The 18,741-nt window shown below is 61.8% G+C and carries 18 protein-coding genes; 14 read left to right on the top strand and 4 right to left on the bottom strand.

The window, feature by feature from the left end; all coding sequences use genetic code 11:
- Window positions 1-3 precede the first annotated feature (3 nt).
- The 3 genes from QLQ16_RS08855 to QLQ16_RS08865 all read left to right on the top strand — a co-directional run bounded on the left by QLQ16_RS08855 (window position 4) and on the right by QLQ16_RS08865 (window position 3,367).
- The gene (locus QLQ16_RS08855) at window positions 4-921 is read left to right on the top strand and encodes a diacylglycerol/lipid kinase family protein (protein WP_283224325.1); all 918 of its coding nucleotides are present in this window, start codon (window positions 4-6) and stop codon (window positions 919-921) included.
- A gap of 89 nt (window positions 922-1,010) precedes the next feature.
- Window positions 1,011-1,958: a glutathione synthase gene (gene gshB, locus QLQ16_RS08860; protein WP_283224326.1), complete on the top strand. Its 948-nt coding sequence runs from the start codon at window positions 1,011-1,013 to the stop codon at window positions 1,956-1,958.
- An 80-nt stretch (window positions 1,959-2,038) separates the two neighbouring features.
- Entirely contained in the window at window positions 2,039-3,367 is a 1,329-nt protein-coding gene (locus QLQ16_RS08865; RefSeq protein ID WP_283224327.1) for a carbohydrate porin, read from the top strand.
- 12 nt (window positions 3,368-3,379) lie between these two features.
- On the opposite strand, the gene QLQ16_RS08870 is transcribed toward QLQ16_RS08865, so the two are convergent.
- The 4 genes from QLQ16_RS08870 to QLQ16_RS08885 all read right to left on the bottom strand — a co-directional run bounded on the left by QLQ16_RS08870 (window position 3,380) and on the right by QLQ16_RS08885 (window position 8,248).
- Window positions 3,380-4,144, bottom strand: coding sequence for a class II glutamine amidotransferase (locus QLQ16_RS08870; RefSeq protein WP_283224328.1), 765 nt, complete (start codon window positions 4,142-4,144; stop codon window positions 3,380-3,382).
- Window positions 4,145-4,147: 3 nt separating this feature from the next.
- Window positions 4,148-5,632 carry a DHA2 family efflux MFS transporter permease subunit gene (locus tag QLQ16_RS08875; protein WP_283224329.1) on the bottom strand — a complete coding sequence of 495 codons (1,485 nt, stop codon included), beginning with the start codon at window positions 5,630-5,632 and terminating at the stop codon, window positions 4,148-4,150.
- Entirely contained in the window at window positions 5,629-5,847 is a 219-nt protein-coding gene (locus QLQ16_RS08880) for a cysteine-rich CWC family protein (protein ID WP_283224330.1), read from the bottom strand. The genes QLQ16_RS08875 and QLQ16_RS08880 overlap by 4 nt, the downstream gene beginning before the upstream one ends.
- Before the next feature lie 169 nt (window positions 5,848-6,016).
- Window positions 6,017-8,248, bottom strand: a complete 2,232-nt coding sequence (locus tag QLQ16_RS08885) for a malate synthase G (protein ID WP_283224331.1) — start codon at window positions 8,246-8,248, stop codon at window positions 6,017-6,019.
- 181 nt (window positions 8,249-8,429) lie between these two features.
- On the opposite strand from QLQ16_RS08885, the gene QLQ16_RS08890 reads away from it, so the two are divergent.
- From QLQ16_RS08890 to QLQ16_RS08940, 11 genes are all read left to right on the top strand, one after another.
- On the top strand, window positions 8,430-9,350 hold the full coding sequence (locus QLQ16_RS08890; protein WP_283224332.1) for a LysR family transcriptional regulator: 921 nt from the start codon (window positions 8,430-8,432) through the stop codon (window positions 9,348-9,350).
- 92 nt (window positions 9,351-9,442) lie between these two features.
- The gene (argS, locus tag QLQ16_RS08895) at window positions 9,443-11,116 is read left to right on the top strand and encodes an arginine--tRNA ligase (protein WP_283224333.1); all 1,674 of its coding nucleotides are present in this window, start codon (window positions 9,443-9,445) and stop codon (window positions 11,114-11,116) included.
- Between the two features lie 6 nt (window positions 11,117-11,122).
- Window positions 11,123-11,758, top strand: a complete 636-nt coding sequence (locus tag QLQ16_RS08900) for an SPOR domain-containing protein (protein WP_283224334.1) — start codon at window positions 11,123-11,125, stop codon at window positions 11,756-11,758.
- Between the two features lie 36 nt (window positions 11,759-11,794).
- A complete protein-coding gene (locus tag QLQ16_RS08905; protein ID WP_283224335.1) occupies window positions 11,795-12,436 on the top strand; it encodes a thiol:disulfide interchange protein DsbA/DsbL in 642 nt (213 codons plus the stop codon).
- Between the two features lie 145 nt (window positions 12,437-12,581).
- A complete protein-coding gene (gene lptA, locus QLQ16_RS08910; protein ID WP_283224336.1) occupies window positions 12,582-13,199 on the top strand; it encodes a lipopolysaccharide transport periplasmic protein LptA in 618 nt (205 codons plus the stop codon).
- Window positions 13,196-13,951: an LPS export ABC transporter ATP-binding protein gene (lptB, locus tag QLQ16_RS08915; RefSeq protein ID WP_283224337.1), complete on the top strand. Its 756-nt coding sequence runs from the start codon at window positions 13,196-13,198 to the stop codon at window positions 13,949-13,951. The genes lptA and lptB overlap by 4 nt, the downstream gene beginning before the upstream one ends.
- Before the next feature lie 37 nt (window positions 13,952-13,988).
- Window positions 13,989-15,527 (top strand): RNA polymerase factor sigma-54, encoded by a 1,539-nt coding sequence (locus QLQ16_RS08920; protein WP_283224338.1) that lies wholly within the window; start codon window positions 13,989-13,991, stop codon window positions 15,525-15,527.
- Window positions 15,528-15,540: 13 nt separating this feature from the next.
- Window positions 15,541-16,815 carry a THUMP domain-containing class I SAM-dependent RNA methyltransferase gene (locus QLQ16_RS08925; protein ID WP_283224339.1) on the top strand — a complete coding sequence of 425 codons (1,275 nt, stop codon included), beginning with the start codon at window positions 15,541-15,543 and terminating at the stop codon, window positions 16,813-16,815.
- Window positions 16,812-17,216, top strand: a complete 405-nt coding sequence (locus QLQ16_RS08930) for a putative toxin-antitoxin system toxin component, PIN family (protein WP_283224340.1) — start codon at window positions 16,812-16,814, stop codon at window positions 17,214-17,216. Before QLQ16_RS08925 ends, QLQ16_RS08930 begins: the two co-directional genes overlap by 4 nt.
- Window positions 17,217-17,314: 98 nt before the next feature.
- Window positions 17,315-18,100, top strand: coding sequence for a UPF0149 family protein (locus QLQ16_RS08935; protein WP_283224341.1), 786 nt, complete (start codon window positions 17,315-17,317; stop codon window positions 18,098-18,100).
- A 98-nt stretch (window positions 18,101-18,198) separates the two neighbouring features.
- A complete protein-coding gene (locus QLQ16_RS08940; protein WP_283224342.1) occupies window positions 18,199-18,654 on the top strand; it encodes a hypothetical protein in 456 nt (151 codons plus the stop codon).
- Window positions 18,655-18,741: the final 87 nt, after the last annotated feature.

Here is an 18,741-nt window from a genome sequence, read left to right on the forward strand (position 1 = left end):
GCCATGACGCTGGTCCTGCTGAACCCCCACGCCCAAGGTGGCCGCGCAGCGCGGATGCGGCCCGCACTCCACTCCTGGCTGCAGGCGCATGCCCCCGGCGTGACGCTGGCGGCCCCCAACACCCTGGCCGAGTGTCTGGCGCTCTTGCGCAGCTTGCCCTCCGGCAGCCGCGTCGTGGCGGTGGGTGGCGACGGCACGCTCAACCGCTGGCTGCCTGCCGTGCTGGAGCGCCAATTGACCTTGGGCCTGGTGCCCATGGGCAGCGGCAACGACAGCGCCCGAGGTCTGGGCCTTTATGGCCTGCCTTGGGCCAAAGCCTTGGCGCACGCCCTGACGGCCGCGCCGCAAGTGGTGGACACGGGCCATGCGCGCTGGACCGACATGCAAGGCGACGAACACCACACCCCGTTTTTGTCGAGCCTGACGGCAGGGTTTGATTCCGCCGTGGGCCTGCGCGCCCTGAATGGCCCGCGTTGGCTGCGGGGGCTGCCGCGCTATTTGTGGGCCACGCTGAGTGAATTGCTGCACCTGAAGGTGTGGGATCTGCATGTGCACAGCGATGGCCAATGGCTTCACGAGGGGCCTGCACTGTTTGCATCCAGCCTGAACACGCCGACCTTTGGCTCGGGCATTCCGGCGGTGCCACAAGCCCGCATGGACGATGGCCAACTGGACCTGCTTTTGGCCGGGCCCTTTTCACGTGTTGGGGCTTTGCTGATGCTCCCAAGACTGCTAATGGGCTGGCATTTGAGCCACCCACGCATCGACAGCCGTGCTTTTGAAACCTTGACGATCGCCTGTGCCAGCGGCGTGCCCCTGGCGGCCGATGGCGAGTACCTCGGGGTGGCCAGGCAAGTGACCGTTTGCAACGGTCCGGCCAGTTTGCCCATCGTCTCGCACCCTGGGACACGGGCACGCTGAACGCAGGCGGGCTGCTTCTGCCCCAACATGAAGCGCTCACCAAGCCCCGCCCCTGTCGGACCTGAAGGTCCCGACCTACAATGCCCAGCATGAAAATCCTCTTTGTCGCCGACCCCCTCGAATCGTTCAAGATTTACAAGGACACCACCTTTGCCATGATGCGCGAGGCGCAAAAGCGCGGGCACCAGGTGAGCGCTTGCGAGATGACCGATGTGCGCTGGCAGCGCGGCGAATCGGTCTCGGCCGTGGTGCGCGAGATTCGCCTCACGGGCGAAGCCGATGTGTGGTTTGTCGAGGCCGGCAAACAACGCGCTGACTTGAAGGATTTTGACGCGGTGCTCATGCGCAAAGATCCGCCCTTTGACAGCGAATTTTTTTACGCCACCCACCTGCTGAGCCAGGCCGAGCGCGAAGGCGCCAAGGTCTTCAACAGCCCAGCGGCTTTGCGCAACCACCCCGAGAAGCTGGCGATTTTGGAGTTCCCCCAGTTCATTGCACCCACGCTGGTCACGCGAAGCGAAGCGGACATCCGCGAGTTCCACGCCACGCATGGCGACATCATCTTGAAGCCGCTGGACGGCATGGGTGGCATGGGCATCTTCAAGGTGGGGGCCGACGGCCTGAACCTGGGCGCGATCATCGAGACGCTCAACCGTGACGGCGCACAAACCGTGATGGTGCAAAAGTTCTTGCCCGGGATTGCGCAAGGCGACAAGCGGGTGCTGCTGATCGGCGGCAAGCCCGTGCCGTTTTGCCTGGCCCGCATTCCACAAGGTGGCGAGGTGCGTGGCAACCTGGCCGCAGGGGGCAAGGGCGTGGCCCAGCCGATTTCGGCACGCGACCGCGAGATTGCGGAAGCCCTGGGCCCCATCCTGATGACGCGTGGCCTGATGCTGGTGGGCCTGGACATCATTGGTAACAGCCTGACCGAGATCAACGTGACCAGCCCCACCTGCTTTCAGGAAATCACCGACCAGATGGGCTGCAATGTGGCGGCGCTGTTTGTGGATGCGGTGGAGCAAGCGCTGGCGGCATAAGACGCCGCATGAGGCACCCTGTCATCGGGCCTTCATGCCCACGCGCTAGGATCGTGGTGTTGCATGATTTCACACTGCCCATGATTTCTTCTTTGATCCGGTTTTTACTTTGCGCAAGCCTGGTCGGCTGCAGCTGGACTGCCTGGGCGCAGGACACTGAAAACACCTCGGCCCGCTACCAAAGCACCTACAACTGGCAGCAGCACCCCGGCTTTGCGAGCAGCGGCAGCACCTCGGCCTTCAGTCTGCGTGCGCCGCGCGAGAAGATGTACACCTTCTCGCTGACGGGTCATTGGGGCTTGCGCCTTGAATCGGGTGCGGAGGTCTATGCCAACGTGGAGCTGGCTTCGGGCGTGCCCTTCACCGGCAATCTGGTGGGCATGGGCAGCTACACCAACGGTGAGATCACTCGGGCTGCGGGCACCACGCCCAAGCCCTATTTGCAGCGCCTGTTCTGGCGCAAGACCTGGAACCAGGGCGGCGAGACAGAACAAATCGCCTCCGACTTCAACCAGATGGCGCAGGTGGTGGACAAGAACCGCTTTGTGCTGACGGCGGGCAATTTCTCGACGCTGGACGTGTTCGACGACAACGCCTATGCCAAAGACCCGCGCACCCAGTTCATGAACTGGAGTCACTGGACCTATGGTGCCTTTGACTACGCGGCCGATGCCCGTGGCTTTGGCTGGGGCGTGGCCGGCGAGTGGTACCAAGGCGATTGGGTGTTTCGTGCAGCCCGCATGACCGGCCCCCAAAAGCCCAACGAGCTGAAGGTCGACTGGGATTTGCTGCGCCACTACGGCGACCAGGTCGAGGTGGAGCATGCCCACACCTGGATGAACCAGCCCGGCAAGGTGCGTGTGCTGGCCTGGCGCAACCGCGCCGTGACGGCCAGCTTCCAAGAAGCCACGGCCTACTTGCAAGCGAACCCCGGCACCGACCCGCAGGCGTTTTTCAAGGTGCGTTCGGGCGAGAAAATCAAATACGGTTTGGGTGTGAACCTGGAGCAGGCGCTGAGCGATCAGGTGGGTGTGTTCATGCGGGCCATGAAAGCCGATGGCCGCACCGAGACCTATGCCTTCACCGAGATCGATGCCTCGCTGTCTGCCGGTGTGCGCGTCAACGGCGCGGCTTGGCAGCGCGGTCAGGACAGCGTGGGACTGGCCTTCATGGAAAACCGCTTGTCACCGGACCGGCGCAATTACCTGGCCGCTGGCGGCATTTCGTATTTCATTGGCGATGGCCAATTGCCATACAAACCCGAGCGCGGGCTGGAGACCTTCTACAGCTGGGGCATCACGCGACACACCTGGCTGACGGCCGATTACCAGTACATCCAAAACCCCGCCTACAACGCGCTGCGCGGGCCGGTGCAGGTGTATGCGGTGCGACTGCACGCACAGTTTTAAACGCCCGCGCGTTCAGCCTTTCAAATCACCGTCTTCAAAGGTGTAGACCCGACCGGGCTCAAACGCCACCCAACTCTCGTTGGTGGTCAAAGGCTGGGTGACGACGACGGCCACGCGGTCCGTCTCGCGGGTGTGCTCGGCAAAATTCACGCTCAGGTCTTCGTCACTCAAGGTGGCTTGGCTAAAGGGGTGACGACGCAGCACATAGTGCAGGTGGGTGCTGGCATGCGCCCACAGCGCCTGGCCGTTGGACAGCAAGAAGTTGAAGGTGCCATGCTTGGCGATGTGCGGCACCAGCTCGCGCAGCGTAAGCGACAACTCTTGCACGCTGGGCACGTTGGCGTGTGACTTGGCCAGCTCTTGCATGAGCCAGCAAAAGGCGCGTTCGCTGTCCGTCTGGCCCACGGGTTTGAAGTTGCCATGCAGGCGCGGGGCAAAGTCCACCAAATTACCGTTGTGCGCAAACACCCAGTAACGGCCCCAGAGCTCGCGCACAAAGGGGTGGCAGTTTTCCAGGCTCACCTCGCCTTGCGTGGCCTTGCGGATGTGGGCAATCACGTTGGTGCTTTTGATCGGGTAACGGCGCACCAGCTCGGCCACCGGCGAGGTGCTGGCGCTTTGGTGGTCCACCATGTGGCGCACGCCGCGCCCTTCAAAAAAGGCGATGCCCCAGCCGTCGCTGTGGTGGTCGGTCACGCCGCCGCGCTGCGCAAAGCCGCTGAAGCTGAAAGTGACATCGGTGGGGGTGTTGCAATTCATGCCGAGCAGTTGGCACATGGGTCAGTCTTTCTTGTGGACGGGCGCCGCCATCAGCCAAGCCGGGATGATCGCCAAGGCCGTGAGTACCGCCAAAAACCAGAACGTATCGTGAAATGCGTCCAAACGGGCATGCACATCACCAGGCCCCAGCAGCGCCACATCCATGACGCCCAAGCGCCACTCGAGCACGATGGCGCACAGGCTCACGCCGACCGCACCACCCAGCATGCGCAAGAAGTTCACCACGCTGGCGCCTTGTGGAATCAAATGTGCGGGCATGCCCTGCATGGCGCCGAGGTTGAGCGAGGGCAAGATGAAGCCCAAGCCCACACGGCCCACCATGGTCCACAGCCACAGCGTGAGCAAACCTTTGTCCGGGTCCACCGTGCTCATGAGCGCAAACGAGCTGGCCAGCAAAGCCAGGCCCACCAACACCAGACGCCGTTTGTCGGTGCGGTCGGCCCAGCGCCCCACCAAGGTGATGGTGATGGCCAACATGAAGCCCGCAGGCAACAAGGCCGAGCCCACATACGAAGCCGACAAACCCAAGCCGCTTTGCATGAACACCGGCAATAAATAGGTTGAGCCAAAGAGCGCGGTGCCATAGGTCATGGCCACCAAAGACCCCATGAGGAAACTGCGGTGGGTGAACACGCGCAAGTCCATCAGCGGCGCTTGCGCGCTCGTGGCGTGGTGCTGAAAGCGCCGCTGCAAGCGCATTTGCCAAACCACAAAAGCGGCAGCCATCAAGGCGGCGCCCACCAGCAAAGGCAGGCCTTGCGCTGTACCCGATTCGCGCCATGCGACCATGCCGTTGAGCAAAAGCACGGTGCCCAACAGCGCCATCGACAGGCCCCACCAGTCCAGGCGACCCGAAGCGGCATTGGCCTGCACGCCACCGGGTGCGGTGGTGGGCACATAGCGCCGCGCCAGCCAAAGCGCCGCCAGCGCCAGCGGCACGACCATGAAGAAAATCGAGCGCCAACCAAACGCATCGACCAGCAATCCGCCCACGCTGGGGCCAATGGCCGGGGCCAGCACCACGCCGGTGCCAAACAAGCCGCTGGCGCGGCCACGTTCCTCGGGGGCAAAGGCGTTCATGATGATGATCACCGGGATCGGCTGCACCACACCTGCGGCCAAGCCTTCCACAATGCGCGCCACCAAGACCCAGCTGTAATCGTTGGCCAGCCCACCGCCAATGCCACCGCCCAGCAGCAAGAGCATGCAGATCTCATAGGTGCGGCGGTAACCAAAGCGCGCAAGCAACCAGGGCGTGGTCAACATGGACACCGTCATGGCCACCATGAAGCCCGAGCTGACCCACTGCACCCGCGTCTGGCCCAGCGTGAAATGCTGGCTCATGTCGGGGATGGCCACGTTCATGATGGTCGACGACATGACCGACGCCATGGTGCCCAGCATGACCGACAAGAGCAGCAGCCAACGGTAACGGTCGCCATAGCGCGCCTGCAATGCCCGGAGACTGTTTGCGTCGTGGCTCATGTCGTTTGTACGGCTTTTTGAACACAGGCTTGGCAAATGCAGGCCTTGCCTTGGGCTGCTTCTGGAATTTGCCGCAGCAAGGCGGCGCTGAATTGTTCGCGTGTGCACCAGCAAGCCGCTTGCGCATTCGCTGGGGCCTTTGCCTCCATGGCGCAACGGTTGTCTTGCCCGCACAGGGGGCAACGGCAAGGGTCAACAGTCAAACAAACGCTCATGGCCAGTATGGATGCGGTAAAGCCTCAAGTTTAGGGCGTGGAGGCGATGCGTTTGGGTTTGTGCTGGTGAAAACAAGTCGGGGCTGAAGCCACCGACCTACAAGACAAGCTGTAGGTCGGCGGCTTCAGCCCCGACAGAGGTCCCTGAAAGTTCAGGGACAGCAGAACATCAGGCCGCTTTGACCTTCAAGCGCCAAGCGTGCAGCAGTGGCTCGGTGTAGCCGCTGGGCTGGGCCTTGCCCTTGAAGACCAGATCGCACGCGGCTTTGTAGGCGGCAGACTTGGCGAAGTTGCCGGCCATCTTCACGTAGGCGGCGTCGCCTGCGTTTTGGGCATCGACCACCGCAGCCATGCGTTCCATGGTTTGCTTGACCTGCTTTTCGGTGACCACACCGTGGTGCAGCCAGTTGGCCATGTGCTGGCTGCTGATGCGCAGCGTGGCACGGTCTTCCATCAGGCCCACGCCGTTGATGTCGGGCACTTTGGAGCAACCCACGCCCTGGTCCACCCAGCGCACCACATAACCCAAGATGCCTTGGGCGTTGTTGTCGAGTTCCTTTTGTTTGTCTTCAGCCGACCAGTTGGCCGCGTCTTTAGACACCACAGGGAACTGCAGCAAAGCGTTGAGCGTGTCTTCGCGCAAGGCTTTGGCGTCTTGCTTGGCGACCGCTTTTTCCATCTGCTTTTGCAGCGCGGGCACGTCCACCTGGTGGTAATGCATGGCGTGCAGCGTGGCGGCGGTGGGGCTGGGCACCCAGGCGGTGTTGGCACCGGCCAGGGGGTGACCGATCTTGGCTTTGAGCATGTCGGCCATCAGGTCGGGCATGGCCCACATGCCTTTGCCGATCTGGGCACGGCCGCGCAGGCCGCAGGCCAGGCCCACGTTGACGTTGTTCTTTTCGTAAGCGCCCAGCCAAGTGCTGTTTTTGATGTCGCCCTTGCGCATGACGGGGCCGGCCAACATGCAGGTGTGCATCTCGTCGCCTGTGCGGTCCAAGAAGCCCGTGTTGATGAAGGCCACGCGGCTCTTGGCGGCGGCGATACAGGCTTTGAGGTTGGCGCTGGTGCGGCGCTCTTCGTCCATGATGCCCAGCTTGACGGTGGAGGGCTTCATGCCCAGCACTTTTTCGACGCGGCCAAACAGCTCGTCGGCAAAAGCGACTTCGGACGGGCCGTGCATTTTGGGCTTGACGATGTAGACGCTGCCGGTGCGGCTGTTGCGCAGGGGGTGCGAGGACTTTTTCTGCAGGTCCACCAGTGCGCAAGTCACGGTGACCATGGCGTCCAAGATGCCTTCAGGGATCTCTTGGGTGCTGCCGTCGGCGGCTTTGTAGAGGATGGCGGGGTTGGTCATCAGGTGACCGACGTTGCGCACAAACATCAGTGAGCGGCCGTGCAGCTTGACGGTGCCTTTGCCCGTTGGCTTGGTGTACTCGCGGTCACCGTTCATGGTGCGGGTGAAAGTCTTGCCGCCCTTTTGCACTTCTTCGCTCAAGGTGCCTTGCAAGATGCCCAGCCAGTTGGCATAGGCCAACACTTTGTCGTCCGCATCCACAGCGGCCACAGAGTCTTCTAAGTCCAAGATGGTGGACAAGGCGCTTTCAGCGATCAAGTCGGACACGCCAGCCGGGTCGGTCTTGCCGATGGCGGTGCTCTTGTTGATTTGCAGGTCCAGGTGCAGGCCGTTGTGCACGAACAGCACCGAGGCAGGCGCCTTGGCGTCGCCGGTGTAGCCCACGAACTGCTTGGCGTCGGCCAGCGTGGTGTTCTTGCCATTGGACAAGGTCACCACCAGCTTGCCGGCTTTGACCACATAGCCCTTGCTGCCCACGTGCGAGCCGGTCTTCAGGGGTGCCGTGCGGTCGAGCACGTTGCGGCAGTAGTCGATGACTTTGGCGCCCCGCTTGGGGTTGTAGCCCGATCCTTTTTCGCAACCGTCGGCTTCGCTGATCGCGTCGGTGCCGTACAGCGCGTCGTACAAAGAGCCCCAACGGGCGTTGGCAGCGTTCAGGGCGTAGCGGGCGTTCAAGATCGGCACCACCAGCTGAGGGCCAGCCAGCTTGGCCAATTCGGCGTCCACGTTGGCGGTGGTGGCTTGGGCATTGCGGGGCTCGGGCACCAAATAACCGATCTGGCTCAGGTATTTGCGGTAGGCCTTCATCGCTTTGCCTGCGGGCACTGGGCCAGGGTTGGCGGTGTGCCACTGGTCCATGGCGGTCTGGATGCGGTCACGCTCGGCCAGCAGGGCGATGTTCTTGGGGGCCAAGTCGGCCACGATGCTGTCAAAGCCTGCCCAGAACTTGTCTGGGTTCACGCCGGTGGCGGGCAAGAGGGTGTCGTTGATGAAGCTCAGCAGCGGATTGGCCACTTGCAGCTTGTGGATCGTGGTGCGTTCGGTCATGGAAACCTCGGAGGTTGGGATAAAAGAATCTGTCGCTCTGCAAGCCCTGCGTCGGGAGCGCGGTTGAACTTGCAGCTTGTAAAAGACTTTATTCTAAGTTTCGATGGGGATAAAGACGGCAAAAATTCATTAACCCATGACTTTTTTGCACAAATACACGGCAAGTCAGCATAATTGCCCCATGGACAAGCTCAAAGCCTTCGACACCTTTGTCTCTGTGGCCACCAAAGGCAGCCTGACCGCCGCCGCCCGCGGCGAAGGCGTGGCCCCGGCCATCATCGGGCGCAGGCTCGACGCACTGGAAGAGCACTTGGGTGTGAAGCTCTTGGTGCGCACCACAAGGCGGATCACCTTGACCCACGAGGGCAGCGCCTTTCTGGAAGATTGTCAGCGCTTGCTCTCTGACGTGGCCAATGCCGAGGCCAGCGTCTCGGCAGGTGGCGTCAAGGCCAGCGGGCATTTACGCATCACCGCCCCGGCCGGTTTTGGGCGTCGCCATGTGGCGCCCCTGGTGCCCAAGTTCCGCGAGCTCCACCCCGATGTGACCATCTCACTGAACCTGTCCGACCGCGTGGTGGACCTGGCCGGTGAAGGTTTTGACTGCGCGGTGCGGGTGGGCGACTTGCCAGACTCGTCTTTGGTCAGTGTGCGCATGGCCGACAACCGCCGCTTGTGCGTGGCCACCCCTGCTTATTTGGCGCGGCGCGGCACGCCCCAACAACCGGCCGACTTGCTGCAACACGACTGCCTGACTTTGTCGAGCGATGCCTCGCAAACCCGAGGTTGGGCTTTTCGCACGGATGGCGGCAGCGAGGTGATCCACCTGCGCCCTGGCGGCCCACTGGACTGCTCGGACGGCCAGGTGTTGCACGACTGGTGCCTGGCCGGCTACGGCATTGCCTGGCGCAGCACTTGGGAGGTGGAAGCCGAGATCCAAGCAGGCCAGCTGGTGGCGGTGCTGGAAGACTTTGCCGCACCGCCGAACGGCATTTACGTGGTGTTCCCGCAGCGCAAGCACTTGCCATTGCGGGTGCGCTTGTGGATCGACCATCTCAAATCACATTACGGCAACGCCGAATTTTGGCAACGCGCCGGGGCCTGAGGCTTGCCAGGCCCTGTGCAGCGACACACACAAAAGCCACACACCACCGCTCTTTGAGGGCGCAACGCAGCCGCGCCCCGTAAAATCACCCCATGCTTTCTGCCAAACAACATTTGCTCGCGGCCTTGTCGGCCGAACTTGAAAAACTCCAACCCGGCGCAGGCAGCCGTGCGGCTTTCGAATCCCCCAAGGTGGCCGCCCATGGTGATCTGGCCTGCACAGCGGCCATGCAACTGGCCAAGTCCCTGAAACAAAACCCTCGCCAATTGGGCGAGACTTTGCGCGCCGCTTTGCTGGCCACCCCCGCTTTTGAGCGCTGGGTCGATGCCATCGAGCTGGCCGGCCCCGGCTTCATCAACATCCGTCTGAAAGACGCGGCCAAACAAGCCATCGTGCACGAAGTGCTGCAAGCGGCCGAGTGCTTTGGCGACCAACCCGCGCAAGCCAACAAAGTGCTGGTCGAGTTCGTCTCGGCCAACCCCACCGGCCCGCTGCACGTGGGCCACGGCCGCCAGGCGGCTTTGGGCGACGCGATCTGCAATTTGCTGGCCACCCAGGGCCAGCAGGTCTACCGCGAGTTCTATTACAACGACGCGGGTGTGCAGATCGGCACCCTGGCCAACTCCACCCAGCTGCGCGCCAAAGGCTTCAAACCCGGCGACGCCGAATGGCCCGAGGCGGCCTACAACGGCGACTACATCCAGGACATTGCCAACGACTTTTTGGCCCAAAAGACCGTCAAGTCGGACGACCGCGAGTTCACGGCCAGTGGCGATGTGAACGATCTGGACGGCATGCGCCAGTTCGCCGTGGCCTATTTGCGCCACGAGCAGGACCTGGACCTCAAAGCCTTTGACGTGAAGTTCGACAACTACTACCTGGAGTCGAGCCTGTACACCAGCGGCAAGGTCGACGCCGCCGTGCAAAAGCTCAAGGATGCAGGCAAGACCTATGAACAAGATGGTGCACTCTGGCTGAAATCCACCGACTACGGTGACGACAAAGACCGCGTCATGCGCAAGGGCGACGGCACTTACACCTACTTTGTGCCCGACGTGGCCTACCACATCACCAAGTGGGAGCGCGGTTTTTCGCGCGTGGTGAACATCCAGGGCACCGACCACCACGGCACCATTGCCCGCGTGCGCGCGGGCCTGCAGGCCGCAGGCGTGGGCATCCCCGAGGGCTACCCCGACTACGTGCTGCACACCATGGTGCGCGTGATGCGCGGCGGTGAAGAGGTCAAGATCTCCAAGCGCGCCGGCAGCTACGTCACGCTGCGTGACCTGATCGAGTGGACCAGCAAGGACGCGGTGCGCTTCTTCTTGCTCTCGCGCAAGCCCGACACCGAATACATCTTTGACATCGACTTGGCGCTGGCGCAAAACAACGACAACCCGGTGTACTACGTGCAGTACGCCCACGCACGCATCTGCTCGGTGCTGGCCGCATGGGGTGGCGACAAGGCCAGCCTGACGCACGCCGACCTGTCGGCCTTGCAAAGCCCGCAAGCGCAAGCCCTGATGTTGGCCTTGGCCAAATACCCCGAGATGCTGACGTCGGCCGCCAACGATTTTGCGCCGCACGATGTGACCTTCTACCTGCGCGACCTGGCCTCGCTGTACCACAGCTACTACGATGCCGAGCGCATTTTGGTGGACGACGAAGCCATCAAGAAAGCCCGTCTGGCATTGATCGCGGCGACGGCCCAGGTCATCCAAAATGGCCTGAAAGTTCTGGGCGTGTCTGCGCCCGCCAAGATGTAATCGATGATGAAAAACTCTCAACGCGGCGGAACATTTCTGGGCTTCATCATGGGCCTGGTGCTGGGCCTGGGCCTGTCTCTGGCGGTGGCCATTTATGTGACCAAGGTGCCCACCCCTTTTTCCAATAAAAACCAGCCCCGGTCATCGGAACAAGACAGCGCAGAGAATCAAAAAAACAAGGACTGGAACCCGAACACGGTCTTCCAACCCAAAGCCCCAGCCGAAGTGCCGGCTGCGCCGGCCTCCACGGCAACGCCTTCTGCGACCGACAAGCCCGCAGAAAAAGCCTCGGCTGAAGCGCCCAAGGCAGAGCCCCGCCCGGCCGTCACGGCTGACCCGCTGGGCGACCTGGCCAAAGCCAAGGCTGGCCTGTCCACCCCGGCCACCAACAGCAACACCACCGATCCGTTTGATTACGTGATTCAGGTGGGCGCTTACCGCACCACGGCCGATGCCGACACCCAAAAAGCCAAGCTGGCCATGATGGGTCTGGATGCCAAAGTGTCTGAGCGCGATCAAGGTGGGCGCACCGTCTACCGCGTACGCTTGGGGCCTTACGATGACAAAGGGGCGGCCGAGAAAGTGCGTGCCAAACTCGAAGCCAACAGCATTGAAAACACCTTGGTGCGGGTCCAGCGCTGAGCGCCCTCACTTTTTGAAAAACCCACGGGAGTTGCCATGAAACGCCGTCTTTTCTCTTCTGCCTTGCTGGCCACCTCTGCCTGGCTGAGCCAATCCAGCGCTTGGGCGCAGGCCCTGTTCAAACCCGGCAAGGACTACCTGCCTTTGGAGCGTCCCGTCGCCACCGAAGCGGGCAATGGCAAGATTGAGTTGATCGAATTCTTTTGGTACAGCTGCCCGCACTGCAATGCGTTTGAGCCCACCTTCGCGCAATGGATCAAAACCGCTCCGAAAGATGTGGTGGTGCGCCGTGTGCCCGTGGCCTTCCGCGAGGATTTCGTGCCACAGCAACGCCTGTTCTTCGCCCTGGAAGCCATGAACTTGCTGGAGAGCTTGCACGCCAAAGTGTTTGCCGCTATCCATGTAGAAAAGCAGCCCCTCAACACCGAAACGGTCATCGCCGACTGGGTCGCCAAACAAGGCGTGGACAAGGCCAAGTTTCTGGAAACCTACAAATCCTTTGGCGTGGCCAGCAAGCTCAAGCGCGCTGTCCAGCTGCAAAATGATTACAAAGTGGAGGGCGTGCCGTCCTTTGGCATTGCCGGGCGCTTTTACACGGATGGTTCAATTGCGGGCAGCATGGAGCGCGCCATCAAGGTGGCCGAATCCCTGATCGCGCAAAGCCGCACCCGCACCTGAAGCTCGGCGAGCACCACCTCGGTGCCCAAGCCCGCCACGGCAAGTGCTTGGCGGGCTTTTTTCTGGGCAACCGTAGGCCCCATGTCAGGTCAAGAGACCGCTTAGCGCCTACAATCCAAAGCCTTCACCAGCAAGATTCATGCCCTTGAACACATTTCTCCGCTTCTTCGCCTTCACCGCCCTGGGGGTCGGACTGCTGAATGCGCCTGCGCACGCGGAAAAAGCTGACAAGGACAAACCCATGAACATCGAGGCGGACAACATGCGCCACGATGAAAACCAAAAGCTGACCAAGTTCAGCGGCAAAGTGGTGGCCCTCAAAGGCACGCTGGTCATGCGGGCCGACCGCATGGAAGTGCAAGAAGATGGCAAGGGCCAGCAGATCGCCAAATTCTGGGCCGCCCCCAAAGAGCGCATCTTCTTTCGCCAAAAACGCGAAGGCGTGGACGAGTACACCGAAGGCGAAGCCGACATCGCCATCTACGACAAGCAAGCCGATCAGGTGACCCTGATCCAGCGCGCTGAAGCCCGCATCTTGCGTGGCACCGAAGTGGCCAACCAAGTGACTGGCGACAAGATCGTGTTCAACAACACCACCGAGGTGATGACCGTGGACGGTCAGCCCAAAGGTCAGGCGGCAGCGGGTCGTGGCGAGCGCGTGCGCGCTGTGCTGACGCCGCGCAAAGAGGCCTCGGCCTCAGCCCCCACGACCACACCGGCGCTGCGCAGCAGCCCCGCCTTGGTCGAAAGCAAAAAGCCATGAGCGACACACCCACCAGCCGCCTGCAAGCGCGGCACCTGAAAAAAGCCTATGGCAGCCGCAAGGTGGTGCACGATGTCTCGATGCAGGTGTCCAAAGGCGAAGTGGTCGGCTTGCTCGGCCCCAACGGCGCGGGCAAAACTACATCGTTTTACATGATCGTGGGCCTGGTGCGCGCCGATGGCGGCCAGATCCTGATCGACGGCGAAGACGTGACCCGCATGCCGATTCACAAACGGGCCCGCATGGGCTTGTCGTACCTGCCGCAAGAAGCCTCCATCTTTCGCAAGCTCACGGTGGCCGAAAATGTGCGCGCCATTTTGGAGCTGCACACCGACGAACAAGGCCGATCGCTCGGCCACGAGGAAGTGGAAAAACGCCTGGACGCCTTGCTGGCCGACCTGCGCGTGGACCACCTGCGCGACTCGCCCGCTGTGGCGCTGTCGGGCGGCGAACGCCGCCGCGTGGAGATTGCCCGCGCCCTGGCGACCGACCCGCGTTTCATCTTGCTCGACGAGCCCTTCGCTGGCATCGACCCGATTGCGGTGATCGAGATCCAGCGCATCATCGCTTTCCTCAAGCACCGCGGCATTGGCGTGTTGATCACCGACCACAACGTGCGCGAGACCCTGGGCATTTGCGACCACGCCTTCATCATCAGCGACGGCCACGTGCTGGCCCAAGGCACCCCCGAAGAGATCGTGGCCAACGCCGATGTGCGGCGCGTCTATCTGGGCGAACACTTCCGAATGTGATGCGCCCTGAAGTGAATCCCGACATGAGAGTTGCAGCGTGAAACCTGGTCTGTCGCTGCGCATGTCGCAGCACCTGGCGCTCACGCCCCAGTTGCAACAATCGATCCGCCTGCTCCAGTTGTCCACACTGGAATTGACGCAGGAGGTCGAGCAAATGCTCGACGAAAACCCTTTCTTGGAGCGCACCGAAGAAGAAGCCCCCCAGGAAGCCTTTGGCCTGGACCAGATCGACACCCGCGTGAGCTTGGGCGATCGCGTGAGCGAAAGCGCCAGCGAATCGGGCCAGGACGATGGCCCGAGCGAAGTCACTGGCGAAGCCGTGACCGATGTGGCCGAAAGCTGGGAGGGCGACGGCAGCGTCGAGATGCGCCCGGACGACAGCGAATGGGGCGGTGATGCCGCGCCCCGCCAAAACAACGGTGACGACACCGCCGACGCCACCGAGCTGGCCCGCAGCGTCGGCTCGCTGACCGATTTTTTGCATCGACAGGCCTTGTCGCTGCGCCTGTCCGAGATCGACCGCGCGGCCTTGCGCTTTTTGATCGAGTCGCTCAATGACGATGGCTACCTGACCGACACCCTGCCCGAGCTGGCGGCCAGTTTGGCGGGCACCGATGACTTCGAACAGCTCGACGAACTGGTGCACCGCTTCACGGTGGCGCTGGGCTTGTTGCAATCGCTGGAGCCCGTGGGCGTGGGCGCGCGCGATCTGGGCGAATGCCTGCGTATCCAAATCAAGGCCCAGCTGCAAGATGACCCAGCCAACGCCACCATGCACGCCGCGCTCAAAGTCTGCGGCCAACCCATGGAACTGCTGGCCAAGCGCGACTTCAAACGCCTGGCCGGGCTCACGGGCGAAAGCGAAGCGCTGATCAAAGCCGCCATCCCTTGGATTGCGCGGCTCGAGCCCAAGCCAGGCCGGCCGTTTGTGCAGGCCGAGCAAAACATCATCGTGCCCGATGTGATCGTGACCAACACCCGCAAAACCGGCGCGCCCAAGTTCCGCATCCAGCTCAACCCCGATGTGATGCCCAAGCTGCGTGTGCATGACATCTATGCCAACGCCCTGCGCGGCGGCAAAGGCGAATCGCACGCTGGTCTGCAGCAGCGCCTGCAAGAGGCGCGCTGGTTCATCAAAAACATCCAGCAGCGCTTTGACACCATCTTGCGTGTGTCTTCGGCCATCGTGGAGCGGCAGAAAAACTTTCTGGTGCAAGGCGAGCTGGCCATGCGCCCGCTGGTGCTGCGCGAGATCGCCGACGAGCTGGGCATGCACGAGTCCACCATCAGCCGCGTGACGACGGCCAAATACATGGCCACGCCACAAGGCACCTTCGAGCTCAAATACTTTTTTGGCTCGGGTCTGGGCACCGACAGCGGCAATGCCGCATCCAGCACCGCGGTGCGCGCCTTGATCAAACAACTGGTGGCCGCCGAAAATCCTGCCAAGCCCCTGTCGGACAACCAGCTGTCGGAAATGCTCAAGGAGCAAGGCATCGACTGCGCCCGCCGCACCGTGGCCAAATACCGCGAAGCCCTGAAGATCGCACCCGCCAATCTGCGCAAAACACTTTGAGAAATTTCCTGCCGTGAACTCACTCCAACTCTTCATGCCCTGCGCCGCTGGCGTTGAGGGCTTTCTGGCCGACGAGGTGCACCAGATCACAGGCCTGACCGGACAAGATTTGCTGACCGGTCGCGGCGGTGTGCTGGCCCGCGCATCGTGGCGCGATGCCCAGCGCATCAACCTGCACAGCCGCCTGACCCAGCGCGTGTTGGTGCAGTTGTCTGAGACGCCCTACCGCAACGAAAACGACCTGTACCAAGCTGCCAGCGCGGTGGCCTGGGAGATCTGGTTCACGCCCAAGCAAACCTTCAAGATCGAGATCACCGCGCAGCACAGCCCGCTGACCAGCCTGAACTTTGCCGCGCTCAAGATCAAGGACGCGGTGGCCGACCGCTTTCGCGCCAAGCGCGGCGAGCGCCCCAGCGTGGACACGTCCTGGCCCGATGTGCGCATCTATGCCCACGTGACGCCCGAGACCCTCAACCTCTACATCGACACCTCGGGCGAGCCCCTGTTCAAGCGCGGCTGGCGCACCGACAAGGGCGACGCGCCTTTGAAAGAAACCCTGGCCGCCGCCATGATCGCGGCCAGCGGTTGGGACGCCACCGTACCCCTGTACGACCCTTGCTGCGGCAGCGGCACCATCCCGATCGAAGCGGCGCAAATCGCCTGCGGCATCGCACCCGGTTTGCAGCGCCGCTTTGGCTTTGAAAAACTGCTGCCCTTCCAAAGCCATGTGTGGCAAGGTCTGATCGAAGAAGCCCGTGATTTGGAGCACGAACCGAGCGCGCCAATTTTTGGCAGCGATGTGGCCTTCCGCATGGTCGACTTTGCCGAACGCAATGCCGAGCGGGCAGGTGTGGCGGGCGTGGTCGAGTTCCGGGGCGGCGATGCCTTGCAACGCATGCCGCCCAGCGAGACCCCTGGCGTGATGCTGCTCAACCCCCCTTATGGCGAGCGGATTGCGGCGGCCGGTGTGGCCGGGCGTGGGCGCGACAACTTCCAGCCTGGCGCCCTGGCCAGTTCGCGTGCAGCCGACCAAAGTCACCACCGCGAAACCGCCCAGACCGATGACGGCGGCGACTTCTTTGCCCAACTGGCCAGCCACTGGAAGAAAAACTACAGCGGCTGGAGCGCCTGGATGCTCACGCCTGACCTGAAGCTGCCCAGCAAAATGCGCCTGAAAGAATCGCGCCGCGTGCCGATGTGGAACGGCCCGATCGAATGCCGCCTGTTCCGCTTTGACATGGTCAAAGGTAGCCTCAAGCGGGGCGCCAGCGAGACCCCCGCTGCATGAAATGCGTGCTGGACACCAACATCGTCTTGGACCTCTGGGTCTTTGACGAGCCCCAAGCCGAGTCCTTGCGCCAGCTTCTGGAAGCGGGCGAATGCCATTGGCTGGCAACGGCCGCTATGCGCGAAGAGCTGGCGCGCGTGCTGGGCTACCCGCAAATCGTCAAGCGCCTGACGCACCGCAGCTTGACCGCAGACACGGTGCTGGGCCACTTTGACCGCTGGACGCAACTGCTGCCCGACGCGCCCAAGGCCCCTTACGCCTGCAAAGACGCGGACGATCAAAAATTCATTGACCTGGCCGTGCAGCACACCGCCGCCTTGCACAGCAAGGACGCGCAAGTGCTGTGCATGCGCAAGCGCCTGGAGCGCTGCGGCGTGGCGCTGAACCCCATCATCCCGTAGGTTGGACCTTCAGGTCCGACTGGGTGGGCTCAACTGCTGCGCCATGTCGCGACCCGAGCCAGCCACCTACAATCCCCCGCTGAATACAGGAACACCCCATGAACACCACCGCTGGCTTGCAAGCCGAAGACTTCGACACCTTGGACAACATCCTCGACGACCTGCGCGAGCGCTTTGAAGAGACGCCGCAATGGGAGTTCTGCGAAGGCTTCATGGCCGCCATGGTGTGCAGCCGCCGCGCCATCCCTGAAGACGAATGGCTGCCCATGCTGCTGGGCGTGGACGAAGGCACAGAAGCGGGCGAGGACGGCGGCAGCTTTGCCGACGATGCCCAGCGCCAGCAATTTTTGGCCCTGTGGCAGCGCCGCTTCGATGAAATCAAGCTGGCCTTGGACACCCCGGTTGAAGCACTCGACGACGACAAGGCCTATGCCCCTGAAGTGATGGACGTGCGCGGCGCGATCGCCACGCTGCCCGAAGCAGAGCGCGCCGAAATCGACGACAGCGAGATCCCTGCTTTTGCGCAAGTCTGGGCGCTGGGCTTCATGTTCGCGGTGGAAAACTGGCCCGACGAATGGACCGCCCCCAAAGACAAGGATGCGGCCAAGTGGCACGACCTGTCGCTGGAAGCCATCGTGGCCCTGACCGAAGACGATGCCGACACACCCACCTTGTCAGCCCTGTCCGAAGACGGCCCACCCAGCGTGAGCGAAAACCGCCTGAACGCCTATGGCGAAGCGCTGTGGGCGGTGTATGACCTGCGCGAGATCTGGCGCAACATTGGGCCCCGCGTGGAACAGGTCATCAAAGGCGCCACACCCGGACGCAACGACCCTTGCAGCTGCGGCAGCGGCAAGAAGTACAAGAAGTGCTGCGGTCTGTAAAATATCTATATAAATCAAGTACTTAGGATCTTGACTAACGCCTTTTTAGGTTGTACATTTGTTACGCAAATGGACAAAATGAATAGGTTGTTAGACAAATGTTAGACAGCACATATAAGGAAGAGTTAGAGGACGGCAAGGTACTGCTGTACACACGTGATGGAATTTTTCAAGCACGTGTGTACAAGGGCAACAGACAGTACATCAACCGTTCACTAAAAACTCGCAAGTTAGACGATGCTCGCAAACTTGCCGTAAAGTTTTTACATGAAATTGAGTTCCGCAAACAGGAACAACTACCACTTCAGCAACGTACTTTTAACGATGTAATTACCGAGTACATCAAGTTGCGTGAACAGCAATACGAACAAAGCCAAAAGACTGGCGTAAACACATCCAGGAAGCAAGCGACAAGCATTCACATGCTGAAGCAAATACGTCGCGTTTCCAAATTTTGGATTGCGTACTGCGGCAAAACACCCGTAAGCAAAATTGACAATGCCAAGTTGTCAGACTACATAGTCGTCCCAGCAAAACCCCTACAACCCGCATGAATGCTGACAATCTGGGGTGATTCCGAATATTCAAAACTCCCAAAGACATATTCAATGGAGGCTGTTTTCTGGGAGTTTTGAGGACAG

The organism is Limnohabitans lacus (assembly GCF_030053395.1).
Classification (GTDB): domain Bacteria; phylum Pseudomonadota; class Gammaproteobacteria; order Burkholderiales; family Burkholderiaceae_C; genus Limnohabitans_A; species Limnohabitans_A lacus.

Coding starts and splice junctions, on each gene's coding strand:
- QLQ16_RS08870 (WP_283224328.1), bottom strand. CDS start 4,144: ATGTGCCAACTGCTCGGCATGAATTGCAACACCCCCACCGATGTCACT.
- argS (WP_283224333.1), top strand. CDS start 9,443: ATGCTTTCTGCCAAACAACATTTGCTCGCGGCCTTGTCGGCCGAACTT.
- QLQ16_RS08880 (WP_283224330.1), bottom strand. CDS start 5,847: ATGAGCGTTTGTTTGACTGTTGACCCTTGCCGTTGCCCCCTGTGCGGG.
- QLQ16_RS08930 (WP_283224340.1), top strand. CDS start 16,812: ATGAAATGCGTGCTGGACACCAACATCGTCTTGGACCTCTGGGTCTTT.
- QLQ16_RS08890 (WP_283224332.1), top strand. CDS start 8,430: ATGGACAAGCTCAAAGCCTTCGACACCTTTGTCTCTGTGGCCACCAAA.
- gshB (WP_283224326.1), top strand. CDS start 1,011: ATGAAAATCCTCTTTGTCGCCGACCCCCTCGAATCGTTCAAGATTTAC.
- QLQ16_RS08935 (WP_283224341.1), top strand. CDS start 17,315: ATGAACACCACCGCTGGCTTGCAAGCCGAAGACTTCGACACCTTGGAC.
- QLQ16_RS08905 (WP_283224335.1), top strand. CDS start 11,795: ATGAAACGCCGTCTTTTCTCTTCTGCCTTGCTGGCCACCTCTGCCTGG.
- QLQ16_RS08855 (WP_283224325.1), top strand. CDS start 4: ATGACGCTGGTCCTGCTGAACCCCCACGCCCAAGGTGGCCGCGCAGCG.
- QLQ16_RS08875 (WP_283224329.1), bottom strand. CDS start 5,632: ATGAGCCACGACGCAAACAGTCTCCGGGCATTGCAGGCGCGCTATGGC.
- lptB (WP_283224337.1), top strand. CDS start 13,196: ATGAGCGACACACCCACCAGCCGCCTGCAAGCGCGGCACCTGAAAAAA.
- QLQ16_RS08940 (WP_283224342.1), top strand. CDS start 18,199: ATGTTAGACAGCACATATAAGGAAGAGTTAGAGGACGGCAAGGTACTG.
- QLQ16_RS08900 (WP_283224334.1), top strand. CDS start 11,123: ATGAAAAACTCTCAACGCGGCGGAACATTTCTGGGCTTCATCATGGGC.
- QLQ16_RS08865 (WP_283224327.1), top strand. CDS start 2,039: ATGATTTCTTCTTTGATCCGGTTTTTACTTTGCGCAAGCCTGGTCGGC.
- QLQ16_RS08885 (WP_283224331.1), bottom strand. CDS start 8,248: ATGACCGAACGCACCACGATCCACAAGCTGCAAGTGGCCAATCCGCTG.